A 15,045-nucleotide genomic window follows, 5' to 3' on the forward strand; every position below is an offset into this window, starting at 1 on the left:
GCATGCCATCACTGCGGTTTGCGTACCGCCTTCCCAGCTCAGCACGCGGAATAAGGAGCAAGTCGTGATCTCGAAAATGAAGAAGGCCGCTCGTTCTGCGGCCGTGGCGTTCGCCGCGGCCGCGACTGTGACCGTGGCCCTGCCCAGCAATGCCTATGCCATCGACCACATCCCTTGCCGTGGCGGAGAGAACTTCCTGAAGATCTGGTCGCATGACGGCAGCGGGCGTACCAGCGTGGACTGCTACGCGAACCGCGGGAGGACGTCGTTCGGCGGGTGGTGGATCGACAAGATCTCCACGGGGAACAACGACTTGATCTATTTCGACGCGAATGGCGACTCGGTGAAGGTCGAGCGGTGGCACGAGATCACCTTCCCGAACCGCCCGCCGAAGGTCAACGACATCGAAATCCTCTGACGAGGTAGGAGCTGGCGACACGGATCCGCGATTTCGCCGAGTTTCCGATCCGGGATTCTGTCACCTCTCGGATGATGACCCGGATTTCCGCGGAATGAATCCACTCGCCACCGGCTCGCTGATGTCGGCCATGCCTTTCGAGCGTGGCCGACATCAGCACATCTGACGACGTTGCGGCCCGGCCGCCGACATAAGCTGCCGCAGTGATGGGGCCGGTCGTCGGTGAGCCGGACCGGCCACTCGTACTCGCCGATCCGGGCCACGGCGGCGGCGAGCCGGCTCACGGCGTTGGCCCGGTTGGGCCTCGCCGCCCACAGGCGGCAGCCGGTGACGGTGCCCGTTTCGCCGTCCAGGTCGCCGCATGGCGCACGTTCTGGATGGTGATGGCAGGCCACGTGCCGGCGGAGCCGTTCCCCTCGAGTTGCCGCCGCGCCGAGATGCGTAACACCCTGGAAGGAGAAGCGGCAGGTCTGCCTGGCCCGTTTCGACAAGTCGGCCGCCCATGTGAAGACGGCCGAACCGAGCGACGCTCGGACACCCCCGCCCCGGATCGTTGGGCCCGCAATACAACGGCAGCTGTCCTTTCCGTGCCACCCCTCGGTAGCCGCTGGCGGCTCGCGGATCGCCGCATCCTTTGCGCACGACAACCGACAGCACTCACACGGGAGTTCGCGCGATGAGGAAGTTGTGGGTCGGGCTCGCCGCGATGACGCTCCTGGCGCCCGTACAGGTGCTCGGTTCCGCCGGGACTGTCCATGCGGCGGGCACCAGCGTGTCTGTGAGCCCGCAGAAGAACCTGGCTGTGCTGGCGGAAGCGGGGGCGGCCAACAGGATCAAGGTCACCGTGTCGGGGACCGACTTGGTCGTCACGGACTCGGGAGCCACCCTCACTGCGGGTGACGGGTGTGTGGCGGGCGCGGAAGTCCGCTGCCCTGCCGCCGGAATTCTGCGGGTCGTCGTCCGCGCGGACGACGGCGACGACGATGTCGAGATCGCCCGCGATATCAAGCTGTTCACTTCCCTCTTCGGTGGTGACGGCAACGATGACATGCTTGCGGGTTCCGGCCAGGCCTATCTGTGGGGCGATGCCGGCAACGACAAGCTCTACGGCGGGTACTCCGACAACCACGTCTACGGCGGGCCGGGCGACGACCACCTGACCGGCGGGCCCAGCAGCGACGCCCTTGACGGCGAGGACGGCAACGACTATCTCCATGCGCTCCAGAGCGGCGACATCCTCCAAGGCGGCAGGGGCGAGGACGAACTCATCGGAGATGTCGGCCACGACGTTCTTGACGGCGGGCAGGACCGTGACCGCCTCTTTGGCGGCGACCAAGACGACCGCCTTGACGGCGGGAACGGCAAAGACTACGTGCGCGGCGGAAACGGAAACGACCAGGTAACCGGCGGCGCCGATCCAGACGTCGTCCACGGTGACGCGGGTGAGGACTTCGTGCGTGGCGGCGTCGACGACGACATCCTGCTCGGAGGCGCCGGCTGGGACCAGCTCGATGGCGAGGCCGGTAACGACCATGTCGAAGGCGACGAGGGATGGGACAAGCTCTGGGGCGGAGTAGGGAACGACGACCTCTTCGGCGAGGTCGGTAACGACACGCTCCAGGGCGACGATGGCAATGACTATCTGCAGGGTGGCGACGGCACCGACATATGCCGGGGCGAACGCGAAGCGCACTGTGAGCGGTGAACGCCCAGCGTGCCTTGCGTGCCTGGCTCCCCCGGGCGGCGCCGGCCTCGGCGCCACCGGCTGTACCGATATCCCCCAAGGATCAGCGATCAGACCGGATCCCCAGCAGTCAGCGAAGGCATCGCGTGCGGACGCAGGACCATGAGCGCGCCTTCCAAGGTCGCCACCATGGCAAAGGGAAACCGGTCGACCTCAAGACAGAGCGCAACGTCATCAGGATGGACTCCTTGACGCACCCCCTCCGCCAGTTCGGCGGCGGCGCGCGACTCGGCAGCGCGGCGGAGGAACTCAGCAGCGTCCGCACCTGCTTCGGTGACCCTACGAGCGATGTACTGAGCGCACGCCAGATCTTCGTCGGCCTGCCCATCTTCGCCAGTGACCACGAACGTGACACTGTCACTCTTGCGCGCCCGCAAGAGCCGAGCCGTTGCCCCCGCCACCACGAAGCTGGCGCACAGCACCAGCGGCGCGTCCTTGACGGCAAGGGCGCCCACTGTCCCTGCCGTGGTCTTCTGCACGACGGTCCGTCCGCCAAGGTCCATAGACCGCATCAGGCCCGGCGAGTTGACGGTATCGAACCCGGGCGCAGGCGGACCGTCTTTGACCGCGACCCAATCCGGGTGGCGAGCCTTGAGCGCCAGGGCCTCATCCAGCGACTCAGCAAGAACGATCTTTTCCGCCCCCTGGGCAAAGGCCCAGGCAGCCACGGTGAAAGCACGCATGACGTCGACCACTACCGCCACGGACGGGGCTTCGACCAGATCAGTGATACCAAGCAAACGAGCGTCCATTCCGGTCATGATCGCGCATGCCCGACCCGAGGCACCCAGAGGGTGATGCGCATCACATCGTCCACTGGGCTCCACCCCCGCGATCGGTCCGCGATCAGCGAGGCGGCCCGCTCCTTCCGGCCCCCCAGAGCCAGGCGGCCCGCATCTCGGCGTCGCCGCAGTAGCGTTCCGGCATCAGGAGCCGTTGGCGGCCTTCCGCAGCTGGTACAGCTTCCCGGAATCCGAGTGACCGATGTGCTGGTATATCCGGGGCGTGCGGTCGGTGCCGCCGACGCTCCACGCCGGCCAGGAACACCCCGGGACGTGGATGCGGACCTCCTGGGCCCACGCGTCCCTCCCGGGCTCGTACGACCAGGTGCCGGAGCCCGTGCACTGCCGTGAAGCGCCGCTGGGGTGGTCGTCGGGGTCGTGCTCGCCGACGCCGGAGGCCGTGACCCGGCCGTCCGACGCGAAGACCAGCGAGCCGCCCCGGTGGTCGACCCAGCTGCCGGCCATGGTCGCCGGACCGATCGACGGCGGCTCGTACGCGGGCAGCAGCCCGACGGTGAGCCCGAGTACACCGAAGAGGGCCGTCCCCGCCACCACCGCCGTGCCCCACAGGGCCACTTGCCGGACCAGTCCCGGGTGCCGGGGCCGGGCGACCAGGCCGCCCACCGAGAGCGCGGCCGTGGCCTCCGCCCAGAAGGCGAGCACGGACCGCGTCTCCACACTGTTGTACGCCGCGAACGCCACGATCGGAGGTGCCACCAAAACCGCCACCATCAGCGGCACCCACCACCACACCTCGCGGCCACCGATGCGGCGACCGAACAGGTCGGCCAGCGCCACCGCAGGCAGCACGAAGACCAGGGACAGCAGGAACGCGATCACGACGACGATCGCGCCAAAGGAGAACAGGGCCGCCACCAGGGTGGTGTAGTCGACCGCGGTGTCCGGCGGCGGCTGCGTGCGGACGTACAGGAGAACCACCACGACGGCGAGCGCGACCTCCAGGCAGCCCACGAGCGCCGAAACCAGCAGCATCCGGCCGTACGACCGCTTCTGGTCCACGGTCAACCCCCCTCGTGGCACGGCGAAATGAACGCGTCCGCCGGGCGGCGGCTCGATCCATTCTGCCCGCCGGACTGAACGCGTTCAACTCAGAAGGCTCGGCTACTCGGAGCCAACCGCCGCGGCGCCCGACTCCACAGCCCCTCGCCGCTGGGCCGCTCTTCCTCAGGAAGCCACGTTCGCCATGACTCGGTGTCGAATTCCCCCTCGGTGACGGTCAGAAGGTGCTCCATCCGGCCACCGCACGACTCACAGTCCGGCCAGCACGGCTCCTGTCTCCAGCCGGGATAGCCGCCCAGCTTGAACCCTGGCGCGTCGGCGAGATGGGACGAGTACCGCAGCCCGGTCTCCGCGTGCAGTCCCTCGAAGCGGTCCTCGAGTGCGTCGCGGAGATCTCGTGACAGGTCGTTCCTCGGGGCGCGGGTGCAGGCGGACGGAGTCGCGGCGGAAGGGGCGGAGCTCCGGGAAGAGACTCTCCACGTCGACCCGGCGGGCAGGAGAGTGACGGGACATGTGCCGAACTCCAGATCTGGGGTGCGACGGCCAGCCCACCAGTCCTGGCCAGCTTCGCAGAAATCCCTCCGCCTACGCAGCCACGCTGCTGCGCCGTTCCACCGGGATCCACAGCTGGGAGCCGGTCTCCGCGCCGATCTCTACCGGCTGCGTCCGCAGGAGTTCCGGACCTGGCCGGCTCACGTACGGGTTCGAGGGGAACCACTGCGTGAACACGTCTCGCCACAGCGCCTGGAGGGCGCTCGGATAGGGCCCGTGGTTGTCGAAGACCGCCCAGGTCCCGCCCGGCACGTCGAGGGCGTCGAGGTCCTCGGCGGCCGCCTCGGGACCGGTCACGACGCCGATCCAGTAGTCCACCTCGGCGCCCTCCTCCCGGCTGTCGGTCAGGTGCACCACGGCCGACAGGACCCCCTCCGGCTCCCGGTGGACCAGCTCCTTCATCCGTACGATCGCCTGCTCGTCCAGGCTCTCCGCGTGCGCCGTGGCGGCCGCGTTGACCCCCTCGTGCACGAGGGGGACCCGGGCCTTCCTGCCGACGACCCGAAACGACTCCTTCTCCACGATCCGGTACCGCATGGTCGTACCGCCTTCGACGACGACACGGAAGGACATGCGCGGCTGCGACGTGAGCACCGCGCCCGTGCGCCGGGCCTCGCCCGGCCCGATGCCGTGCACCGACCGGAACGCCCGGGCGAACGCCTCGCCCGAGCCGTACCCGTACCGCACCGCGACGTCGAGCAGCGTCAGCTCCCCCGCCAGCACCTCGGCCCCGGCGAGCGTCATCCGCCGGCGCCGCACGTAGACCGGGAGCGGCATCCCGGCGAGCGCGGAGAACAGCCGCCGGAAGTGGTACTCCGACACCGCGGCGATCCGGGCCACCTCGGCCATGTCGACCTCCCGGTCGAGACAGGTCTCCAGGTGGTCCAGCGCCTGATTCAGCCGCTCCAGCACGTGTATCCGTCCTTCTTCTTCCTTGTGTCTCCACTGTAGGGACGCCCACCCTGCCAACCGGCCTCAGCCGCCGCAGGAGCCGCGGGATCCGCACCGGCCGGGCTGTCGTGACACACATGCTCGACGAGTGATCCCGGGGCTGTTCCCCGTGGGAACAGCTTCCGATACGGCTTGATGGAGCTGAGACAAATCCGATCGCGCCTCGCCCGACAAAACCAAAGCGGGAATTGTCGGGCAGGCAGCCCTGGCGCTACCTGAGCCTTACGCCCATGACTGATATCAAGGGAATGTGCGAGCCGCGGTTTGCCGCAGTCCGTGAGGCACTTGCAGCCATGCTCGGCAAGGACGACGTGGGTGCCTCGGCGGCCGTCTACGTTGACGGCGAGCCGGTGGTCGACATCTGGGGTGGGTATGCCGATGCGGACCGTTCCGTCAGCTGGGAACGGGACACCCTCACCGGCGTCAACTCGACGACCAAGAACATGATCGCCCTGTGTGCGCTGATCCTGGCCGACCGGGGCCAGCTCGATCTGTCCGCGCCGGTCGCCGCCTACTGGCCTGAGTTCGCCGTGGCCGGCAAGGAGAGCGTGCTGGTACGGCACGCTCTGTCGCACACCGCGGGACTGCCGGACCTGTCCGGGCTGACGGCGGTCGAGGAGCTCTACGACTGGGAGAGCGTGACGGCGGGGCTGGCCGCGCAGGCTCCCGAATGGGAACCCGGAACGGCCGCCGGCTATCACGCGCTCACCTTCGGCTTCCTCGTCGGTGAGATCGTCCGCCGCATCACCGGCCGCAGTCTCGGCGAGTTCTTCGCCGAAGAGGTGGCCAAGCCGCTGGGCGCGGACTTCCACATCGGGCTCCCGGCGGAGCATGACCACCGCGTGGCACCGCTCATCCCGCCGCCGTCACTGACCGACGAGTACGCCTCCAGCGCACCGCCCGGACCGGACGGCGCACGCCGGGAGTACGCCGGTGCCGCGATCCGGGTGAGGGACGTCAACTCCGTGGCCTGGCGTCGCGCGCAGATCCCTGCGGTGAACGGCTTCGGCAACGCTCGGTCGGTCGCCCTCGCCCAATCGGTACTGGCAAACCAGGGATCGGCCGGCGGCGTGCGACTGCTGTCCCCCCAAGGCTGTGAGCCCGCGTGGCAGGAGGTGTTCCGCGGCGACGACCGCGTCCTGCGCACGCCGATGTCCTGGACGGTGGGCTTCGGCAAGTTCGGCAACGCCTTCGGCTGGGGCGGCTGGGGCGGCTCGCTGGTCGTGAGCGATCCCGACTCACGCATGACGGTGGCCTATGTCATGAACCAGATGATCGACCGGGACCGGCAGGAGGACAACCGCGGCATGGAGATCATCATGGCCGCCTACGGCGGACTGCACTGACGGCGCAAGGGTCAGTCCGTGCCTGCTGCACGGGCTGCCCTCTCCCGCTCGCAGTTCCGCAGCCGAACGCCAAGCCCTCCTCGGTATCGCGGAAGACTGCCCGAACACCACCGTCGTCTACGAGACCGCACTCTGACCCACCGCGCAGATACCGGGCCGGTCCGGAGGTGGCGCGTCAGCCCGACGGGGAGACCCAGGACCTGGCCCGGACGCATGACCGCGCGGGTCGCCACCGGTGGGGTGGCGGCTCGCGCCGGGGTCCGTCAAGCGGCCTCTCCGTTCGTACGGCGCCTTGGCGCTGTGGTCGGCCTTCCAGAGACCGACCTGCCCCGGCAAGCGGAGCACACGGTGATCGGGGCAGCATCCGGGCTCAGGGGGGGTGGGTCAGCTGTAGGGACTCCACCCGCCGTACCGGGCCAGCAGCTTTCGCGCGGCGGCCGGGCTGAGTCCGAGCCCGGTCGCGGCCTGTTCGGGAGTCAGGTCGTGACGGGTGTCGTGAGCGGGCCAGTAAGCCACCCGGGCCGCCGTGATCTCCAGCTGGCGGGCTGCTTTGACCGCGGCCACCGGGGACGTCTTGGCGAGCTTCTCGATCTCCTCCTCGAGCCGCTCCAGGAGTTCGGTGACTTCAAGGGGGACGGGGACGGTGGTCTCCTCCACCCGCATCGTGTGCTCGTCCCAGTCGTCCTGACAGGTGTCCGCCTCGTCCATACCCACCTCGCGCAGAGGCCGGTCGCCGACCGCCTCCCAGTCCAGTGGGTGCTCGGGGCCCGTCCAGCCGCAGGAGCACACGGCCCGCAGGACGGCCGCGCGCGGGCCCCGGGGCCACCGGCCGTCGTAGACACTCCAGTGCTTCACCCGCTGCCCGCCCGACCCGGAGCCGGCATCGAAGTACACGGGCTCCGGCACAGTCCCGTCCCCCAAGAGCACCCCGACACGGCCCTCGTGCGAGGCCCCGTACTCATCCGTCGTCCAGATCTCCTCCACCAATGCCTCCCCTACCCGTTGCCCTGGCCGCACGCTCTCGACGGCCACGTCGACGACGATCCCGCATCCTGCCCGGAGCCACGGCCGAAACGGCAGGATTCCCCACACAGCACCTCCGCCCGCCAGGGCGTGAGCCGCCTCGTGGGCGAGCCCCATGCGGGTCCAACGCTCCGGCGCTCCCCCGCATCCGGTGGAACGAGTCGATCGCGAAGACCGAGTAGGGCCGGCCGGGCACTCTCTGGTGCTTGCCTTCCTCCCGGCCCAAGCTACGACAAAAGGACTGTTCGGCACCGGTGTTCGCGTCCGGCCGCAACCACGGCGAGACGTCGACGGCTAGCACCAGCCGACCGTCCACCGCCCTCGACAGCGGCAACCCGGCCCGGGTACTCGTCGCTGACCATGCCCTGGCCGAGGCCTTGGTCTACGTCCTGCGGTTCTTCGAAGGCAGTGAAGACGAGCAGGTGGATCCGGACGACACCGTCAAGTCCTGGAGGGTGCCGCCCACCTGGTCGGCAAAACTGTCGAGCGACCAGCGGAGCGAATTGGTGGCGTCGCGACGGCAGAATGTGGAGGTGGACTCTGACCTTTACCCTGACCTGGCTGCTGCGGGCAGCCTGGCCGCAGCGCTGGAACAGCTGGCGGCCGAACTCGGTGTCGATCTCCCAGCGGTACCCGGCGATTGGGGCCCGCTCGTTTCGGCCGGCATCGCCTCGTCGGTCCCTGAGCGCAAGCCGCTGTCCGTCCACATCGGTGCCGAGAGCCGCTGGTTCGGTGTCTCCGGCTGGAGTTGCGGAGTCGAACTCATCACCGGAGCCACGTCTGACCTGGCGGATGTCGTCAGGGCTGGTGTGGGGTGGGGAAGGGGCAGGAGCCTGCGGGAGCTGCGGGCGGAGCTGCCGTTTCTGCACTCCAGTGAGCGCGCCGAGGCCCACGAACAGGGGCCGGCCGCAGTGGTGGAACTGCAGTGGCGCACGATGCGGAAGGAGGCAGCCGAGGCACCGGATTTTCCTGAGTTCGGCGAACTCGCAGAAGCGGCTCATGCCGAACCGAGGCTGCGACAGCTCTATGCCTTCTCCAGCCACTGGACGCTCGGCTTCAGCTCCTGCACCGGGTTCCCGTTCCGCATTGAGGTATCCATCGCTCCGTCGTCCAAGGGCGGCTCGTACCGCGTGTTGAGGCATCCCCTCTCTGACGACGTTCTCGGCGAGGCCACCACAGCACGGGAAGCCGTCGCCCTGGCGGTGTGCCACCTCGCCACCGATCTCGGTCCGGCCGTCGCGGGAACCGCCGAACACGATGGATGAACGCGCGAACCAGATATCTGACCGGCACCGGCAATGATGGCAGGGCCAAGAGTTGCCCCGTAAAGGGCCGCAGAACGGTCACCAGCTTCCCGAACCGCCCCGGACTCAGCCCGCTGAACGCGGCTGCCCAGGACGGCTCCGACGCCGTGATCACACCAGCCACGGCGAGATCGCCTCATCTTGATCATGCTGGGGGCCCGCCAGCCTCCGGCGGGACACAACTCGGTCGCCCGGACGGATTCGCGCGACCGTCGACGACGACGGCCAAGCACTCGATCGGTTTCACAAGCTGCCCGGCCCGGACCTGTGGTGGTGGCGACGCCACCCCCGCATCCTCACCGGAGACCTCGGGCGCTCGCTTCGCTCGGCCGGTGCCATTCACGAGTAGAGCAGGACGCGCTTGCGGAGGCGATGAAAGCCGGCCCGGCCGAACAGCTGGCGCTTGAGCATTTTGATTCGGTCGACGTGAACCTTCGACGACGCCCGGGCCACGCTGTGCAACGGCCACGGAGCATCCGCGAAAACCCCCTTGGCGGACCACGACGGCCACTGCTACCTTCCTGGAGGCCGTGCGAGAGAACGAGGAGGTGGTACCCGTGAACGCAGTATCGACATGGGTGCTCCCCTCCGGGGTCACGGTCGGACGATAGGCAGGTCGTCCGGGAGCGCCGTTCACGAGCACTCCCGAAAGGCACGACCATGCATTTCATTTCCGAACAGCGCCTCGACGACGGCGTCCTCGAACGCGAATTCACCCTCGGCGAGATCCCCGGCACCCTGTGGACGCCTGAGTCCGCCACACCGGTCCCGCTGATCCTGATGGCCCACAACAACGGCCTGCCCAAGGGGGCAGCCCGGCTGGTGGCCCGGGCCCGGCACTCTGCGGCGTGCGGCTACGCGGTGGCCACCATCGACGCCTCCGGGTGCGGTGACCGGCCCCGTTCCGCCGCCGACGAGCAGGCTCGCGCCGGCCTCCGCCGGGCGATGCAGGCCGGCGAGCCCGTCGACGAGATCTTCGAGTCCCTCATCGGCCCGCTGGTCGAAAGGGCGGTCCCGGAATGGCGGGCCACCCTGGACGCCCTCCTTGCGCTGCCCGAGATCGGCGGCCCGGTCGGGTACTCGGGGTGGACCGCCGTAGGCATCCGCCTTGCGGTGGTCGAGCCGCGCATCGCGGCAGCCGGTTTCTTCGCCGGGGGTTACGTGCCCCGCGCCCAGCGCGAGGAGGCCCGGCAGGTCACCGTTCCGCTGCTGTTCCTGCTGCAGTGGGACGACGAAGGGAACCCCCGGCAACGGGCCCTGGAACTGTTCGACGCCTTCGGCACCACGGAGAAGACGTTGCACGCCAATCTGGGCGGACACACCGGGACCCCGTGGTTCGAGGTGGAGGACGGGAACCGGTTCTTCGGCCGGCACCTGAAGTGAGGCGGCAGGGGCCCGCGCCGTGAGGGCGGTCAACGGGTTCTGCTTCCGCGACGTCGCATCGTCTGCGACTGCTGGACTACCTGGACTACCTGGTCGACCGGCTCGCTCGGCTGGCTTCTGTTTGCAGCTTGCGAGCCCGGTCGGCCGGGTCATAGTTCGGCCCGACGCCCTCGATCAGCAGCAGGTCGCCTTCGATGTGGTCGGTCCGCAGGCGCAGGATGGCCTGGTAGGCCGGAGAGTCGTACCAGGCACGGGCCTCGGCCAGGCCGGGGAACTCGATCAGCACCATGCTGCCGGGCCATGTGCCCTCCACGACTTCGGCCGGCGGACCGTGGATGACGAAGCGGCCTGCGAAGGGGTCGAGGGTTGCCTGGATGCGCTCCAGGTACTCGATGACGTCGGAGTGATTCCGGCGGCTTTGGAGATGAGCGAAGCCGTAAGCGGGCACCACGGGGCTCCTTCGTTTTCCGGGGGGTGAGCGATGACCACGAACGTAGCTGAGGGCGGTTGGGCGGTGCGATTACCTCAGAAGTCATTGCCGCCGGGTCGGCGAAACACTCCAGGGGCGCTGCACGCCCCAACGGTCTGCCTCTCGGCGACGTGCCCAGCGGCCTCGGCACCCCCAGCTGTGCCTGTTCCGGGTCCGCCGGCTTGTCCGGCGGCACTCGCGGAGTGCGCTACGACCGCGTCTTGACGACGTGGGTGGCGGCCCTTGCCGGGCCCGCAGTTCTGACGTGGCCGCTCCTGCGCGCTGCCGTGCCGGGCTCTGGGATCGCTCGCCATCAGGCGGGCGTCAGGCCACTGGACCCCCGGTCCAGCACCGCATCACAGGTCCAGCTCCCAGTCGAGTACCCAGAGCCGCAGACGTCCGGAGGCGTGCCCGGTCAGGACGAACGAGCCGTCGCCCGTGAGGGCGAGGGCGGTGACGCCCTCCCCGTACTCGTCGAGGGTGCGGAGCCGATGGCCGCCGCGGGCGTCCCACACCACGGCGGAGGACTGGTCGTTCCCGGCGGAGACGGCGACGTGCCCGTCCGTACTGGCACGGAAGGCGTTGCACGTCCCGAAGGCGCCGAAGGACCGCGCGGCCTTCCCTGTCGCCACGTCCCACACCTGAACACGGTGGTGGGGCGCGCTGTGCCCGCCGGACGTCATGAGGTGGCGGCCGTCCGCGGTGAAGTGCAACGAGGCGTCGAGGCCCGAGGTGGTACTGATGGAGGCGTCACGGAGGGTGTGAAGCAGCCGGCCGGTGTCCACGTCCCACAGCGTCGTGGCACCGAGGCCCGCCGACGCGGCGAGAGCTCCGTCGTGGCTCAGGGTGAGGGTGCCGCCGCGCCGGCCGTGCAGGGTCTGCACGACCTGGGCCGAGGCCAGGTCCCAGAGCCGTATCGCGCCGTCGTCGCTGTGCGCCAGCACCCGCCGTCCGTCGGCGCTCAGCCGGACGGTGCCGGTCGCGTTGTACGAGGCCTTCACCCCGTCCGGTAGGACGCGCAGGCACGCGCCGGTGTCGAGGTCCCAGAGGCGGAGGGCGCCGTCCTTGGCGCCGATGGCGACCAGCCGGCCGTCGCCGCTGACCGACAGGGAGTGCGCGGCGCCTCCGTGACCGGGAAGGAGGCGCAGGCAGGTGCCGTCGGTCGTGTCCCACACCCGGACCTCACCGCGGGCGTCGGCGGAGACGGCCCGACGGCCGTCTCCGGAGAACTCCACGGCGCGGACACGGATGCCGTGGCCGGTGAGGACGTGCGGCGACCAGGCGGCGCGCAGACCGGTCCGGACCGCGTGGGGCGTGAGCTCCCGCCAGGCGCCCATGACGCGCGGCGCCCTCTCGTACCCGGGGATCTCCCGCGCGCGCCTGAGCGCGTCGAGCGCATCGGCGGGACGGTCGGCCGACAGGGCCCGGCGCGAATCCCCCAGCAGGGCGTCCACGCGGGCGCCGAGCCGGCTCATCTCCGCCTGGGGGCTGGGCCTGCTCAGCCTGGGTGGGGCGGTGTATGCGGTGGGCAGCGTCCAGACCCGAACCTTCCGGTCCTGGCCGACGGACACCCAGGAGCGCGGGTCGCCGAGGGCCTGGATGGCGCTCGTCGCTCCCGTTCGCCCGTGAGAGAAGGCCGTTCTGCCCGTATGGGCCCGCAGGGTGTGCAGGCATTTTCCGCTGCCGGGCTCCCAGATGCGCACGACGTCGTCTGCCGCGAGCAGGAAACGTCCGTCCGCGCTGAACGACAGGACGTACGCGTTCTCCCGGCCCGCCAGGACGCGGACGCCGCGGCCGCCGTCGCGCAGGTCCCAGACCCTGATGCTCCCCCCGGCGCTCGCGGCCGCCGCCCATCGGCCGTCGGGGCTCAGCGCCAGAGCCGTCACCGGCGTGTGCCCCGCCGGCAGGGCCAGCAGACGGCTTCCGTCCCGCGGATCCCACAGGGAGACCTCATGCTCCGGGGAGGGGCGCGGCTCCGTGCCGCTGAGCAGCAGCAGGCGGCCGTCAGCGCTCAGCGTCATGGCGTTGCTCCGCACGCCTTCCCGCTGGAACAGCGGCCGCGCGCGGGAGGCGTCCCACACCCGGAGCACGTCGTCCTTCCCCCGGCAGACGGCGACGCCGCCGTCCGCGCCGAGGAGGATGTTCCCGTGCATAGGACGGCCGGGCCCGCCAGCTCCGCGCAGCAGCCGTCCCCTGGTACGGCCCCGGATGCTGAAGCGGCGCTCGGTGAGGTTCCAGAACCACGCTGAGCCGTCGTCGTGGCAGGAGACGGCGAAACGGCCGTCCGGGGTGAGGTCGACGGCTTCCACCGTCTGCCCGTGCCCGTCCAGCATCCGGAGGCACCGCCCACCCGGGACGTCCCACACGCACACGGTGCCGTCGGCGTGGCCGGTGACCGCGATCCGCCCGTCGCCGCTGATCGCCACGGGGACCCTGTCGTGCTCCCGGTACGACGCGCCCTCCCCGTCGAGGGCGATGCGCCCGGTCCACGGCACTGTCCAGGGCACGGTCCACTCTGCCGTACTGCGGACACCGGAGATCTCTCCGGAGCGCAGGGCCCGCACGGTGGCGGAGAGTTCGGGGTCTTCGGGCGGCGCGTCGGCCGCGCGACCGGGCGCCTCCTCGATGAGGTCGCGGGCCGCGTCCACGTCTCCGCGCTCCAGGTGCACCTGCGCCAGCAGGTCCCGTACCGCCCAGGAGTCGCCCGCGTCCGCGCGGACGGTCTCCAGCCGTACGACCACGTCCCGGTCCGTGAGAGCGCCGCTCCGCCACCGCGTCAGCCCGGCGTTGTAGGTCGCCTGCGGGTGCCGCGGGTCGGCCGCCAGAGCGGCGGCGAACGCCTCCTCGGCCTCGTCCGGCCGACCGAGGTCGAGGAGGGACAGAGCGCGATTGTTGAGTTCGTGGGCCCGGAGTTCGGCTGCCGAGGGGGCCGGACGGGGATGGACGGTGCCGGTCACCTGCCGGTACACGGCGGCCAGGCCGGCCGCGACCTCGCTCATCGACGCGGGCCGGTCAGAGGGATCCTCGGCCAGGCAGCGGGCGAGCAGCGCGGCGAGGGCCGGTGGGATCGCCGGCGGCCGTACCCCGGCCTCGTCCGCGTCCGCGCCGCCGCCGTGCGCCGGGCCGTCGTACGGACGGCGGTCGGCCGGAGGCCGGTCGCGCGGGCTGCGGTCTTCCGGGCCGTGGTCGTGAGGACCGCTGCCGCCGGCCGTGCGGCCGCCCGCCGGGCTCTCGTCCTCGGGGCTCTCGTCCTCCGGGCTCTCGTCCTCCGGGCTCTCGTCCTCCGGGCTCTCGTCCTCCGGGCTCTCGTCCTCCGGTATCCCGCCCGTCCGGCTCTGCTCCCGGAGGCTCTCCAGGGTGGCCCCCGCCACGGGCCCCGCCGCCCACACGATCTCGCCGGTGTACATCTCCAGCACGGACACGGCGAAGCTGAAGATGTCACTGCGCCGGCCGAGCGGCCGCCCCATCGCCTGCTCCGGTGACGCGTACGCCACGGTCATGCCTCCCGTGGAGACCGGGACGCTGATGTGGGCCGGCCCGCCGGGCGTGGAGGCGGGGAGGACCGGCCGCGCCCTGGCAAGCCCGAAGTCGGTCACCTTGGCGGTGCCGTCGAGGTCAAGAAGGACGTTGGCCGGTTTGACGTCCTGGTGGACCAGGCCCCTGTCGTGCGCGTGCTCCAGACCCCAGGCCGTCTGGATCGCCAGGTCCAGGATCCGGGCGTGCACGTCCTGGGGCGTGCCCGAGTAGAGGCCGCGGTCACGTATCCGGTCCGCGAGGCTGCCTCCGGCGACGTACTCGGCGAAGACGCGCGGCTCACCGTCGAGGACGCGCACGTAATAACACCCGCACACATGCGGATGGAGGCCCAGCGACACCCACGTCTCGGCCTCCGCCAGGAAGAGCTCGCGGTCGGCTCGGTCCCGGAACAGCTCCGGGCGGCAACTCTTCACCGCCAGGTCAACGCCCCAGACCAGGTGCCGTACCCGGTACACCAGGCCCATCCCGCCGTCGCCGTGCAGCCGTAGCACCTCATACCGGCCGTCCACGACATCG

11 protein-coding genes and 2 pseudogenes are annotated in these 15,045 nt (G+C 70.3%); 5 read left to right on the forward strand and 8 right to left on the reverse strand.

The window, feature by feature from the left end; translation table 11 throughout:
- The first annotated feature begins 64 nt into the window (after nucleotides 1-64).
- The gene (locus tag ACZ4TG_RS07975) at nucleotides 65-418 is read left to right on the forward strand and encodes a beta/gamma crystallin domain-containing protein (protein ID WP_468160583.1); all 354 of its coding nucleotides are present in this window, start codon (nucleotides 65-67) and stop codon (nucleotides 416-418) included.
- Between the two features lie 676 nt (nucleotides 419-1,094).
- A complete protein-coding gene (locus tag ACZ4TG_RS07980; RefSeq protein ID WP_468160584.1) occupies nucleotides 1,095-2,123 on the forward strand; it encodes a calcium-binding protein in 1,029 nt (342 codons plus the stop codon).
- Between the two features lie 89 nt (nucleotides 2,124-2,212).
- Here the strand turns inward: ACZ4TG_RS07980 and ACZ4TG_RS07985 are convergent, their stop codons facing one another.
- The 3 genes from ACZ4TG_RS07985 to ACZ4TG_RS07995 form a co-directional block, all read right to left on the reverse strand.
- A complete protein-coding gene (locus ACZ4TG_RS07985) occupies nucleotides 2,213-2,914 on the reverse strand; it encodes a 2-phosphosulfolactate phosphatase (protein WP_468160585.1) in 702 nt (233 codons plus the stop codon).
- 174 nt (nucleotides 2,915-3,088) lie between these two features.
- On the reverse strand, nucleotides 3,089-3,964 hold the full coding sequence (locus tag ACZ4TG_RS07990) for a hypothetical protein (protein ID WP_468160586.1): 876 nt from the start codon (nucleotides 3,962-3,964) through the stop codon (nucleotides 3,089-3,091).
- Nucleotides 3,965-4,549: 585 nt separating this feature from the next.
- Nucleotides 4,550-5,428 (reverse strand): AraC family transcriptional regulator, encoded by an 879-nt coding sequence (locus ACZ4TG_RS07995; RefSeq protein ID WP_468160587.1) that lies wholly within the window; start codon nucleotides 5,426-5,428, stop codon nucleotides 4,550-4,552.
- A 269-nt stretch (nucleotides 5,429-5,697) separates the two neighbouring features.
- Between ACZ4TG_RS07995 and ACZ4TG_RS08000 the strand changes: the two genes are divergently transcribed.
- Complete coding sequence (locus ACZ4TG_RS08000) at nucleotides 5,698-6,813, forward strand: serine hydrolase domain-containing protein (RefSeq protein ID WP_468160588.1); 1,116 nt, start codon at nucleotides 5,698-5,700, stop codon at nucleotides 6,811-6,813.
- A gap of 384 nt (nucleotides 6,814-7,197) precedes the next feature.
- Here the strand turns inward: ACZ4TG_RS08000 and ACZ4TG_RS08005 are convergent, their stop codons facing one another.
- Together ACZ4TG_RS08005 and ACZ4TG_RS08010 are read right to left on the reverse strand one after the other, a co-directional pair.
- Complete coding sequence (locus ACZ4TG_RS08005) at nucleotides 7,198-7,797, reverse strand: hypothetical protein (protein ID WP_468160589.1); 600 nt, start codon at nucleotides 7,795-7,797, stop codon at nucleotides 7,198-7,200.
- 205 nt (nucleotides 7,798-8,002) lie between these two features.
- Nucleotides 8,003-8,176, reverse strand: a pseudogene (locus tag ACZ4TG_RS08010) (NF041680 family putative transposase); the annotation flags it as partial.
- A 574-nt stretch (nucleotides 8,177-8,750) separates the two neighbouring features.
- On the opposite strand from ACZ4TG_RS08010, the gene ACZ4TG_RS08015 reads away from it, so the two are divergent.
- On the forward strand, nucleotides 8,751-9,101 hold the full coding sequence (locus ACZ4TG_RS08015) for a DUF6193 family natural product biosynthesis protein (RefSeq protein ID WP_468161418.1): 351 nt from the start codon (nucleotides 8,751-8,753) through the stop codon (nucleotides 9,099-9,101).
- Nucleotides 9,102-9,168: 67 nt separating this feature from the next.
- Here ACZ4TG_RS08015 and ACZ4TG_RS08020 read toward each other — a convergent pair.
- Nucleotides 9,169-9,264 (reverse strand): annotated as a pseudogene (locus ACZ4TG_RS08020) (IS5/IS1182 family transposase); the annotation flags it as partial.
- Between the two features lie 536 nt (nucleotides 9,265-9,800).
- On the opposite strand from ACZ4TG_RS08020, the gene ACZ4TG_RS08025 reads away from it, so the two are divergent.
- A complete protein-coding gene (locus tag ACZ4TG_RS08025) occupies nucleotides 9,801-10,523 on the forward strand; it encodes a dienelactone hydrolase family protein (RefSeq protein ID WP_468160590.1) in 723 nt (240 codons plus the stop codon).
- An 85-nt stretch (nucleotides 10,524-10,608) separates the two neighbouring features.
- On the opposite strand, the gene ACZ4TG_RS08030 is transcribed toward ACZ4TG_RS08025, so the two are convergent.
- Together ACZ4TG_RS08030 and ACZ4TG_RS08035 are read right to left on the reverse strand one after the other, a co-directional pair.
- On the reverse strand, nucleotides 10,609-10,971 hold the full coding sequence (locus ACZ4TG_RS08030; protein ID WP_468160591.1) for a DUF1330 domain-containing protein: 363 nt from the start codon (nucleotides 10,969-10,971) through the stop codon (nucleotides 10,609-10,611).
- Between the two features lie 377 nt (nucleotides 10,972-11,348).
- On the reverse strand, nucleotides 11,349-15,038 hold the full coding sequence (locus ACZ4TG_RS08035) for a protein kinase domain-containing protein (protein WP_468160592.1): 3,690 nt from the start codon (nucleotides 15,036-15,038) through the stop codon (nucleotides 11,349-11,351).
- Between the last annotated feature and the right edge of the window lie 7 nt (nucleotides 15,039-15,045).

The organism is Streptomyces sp. NPDC028314 (assembly GCF_055565795.1).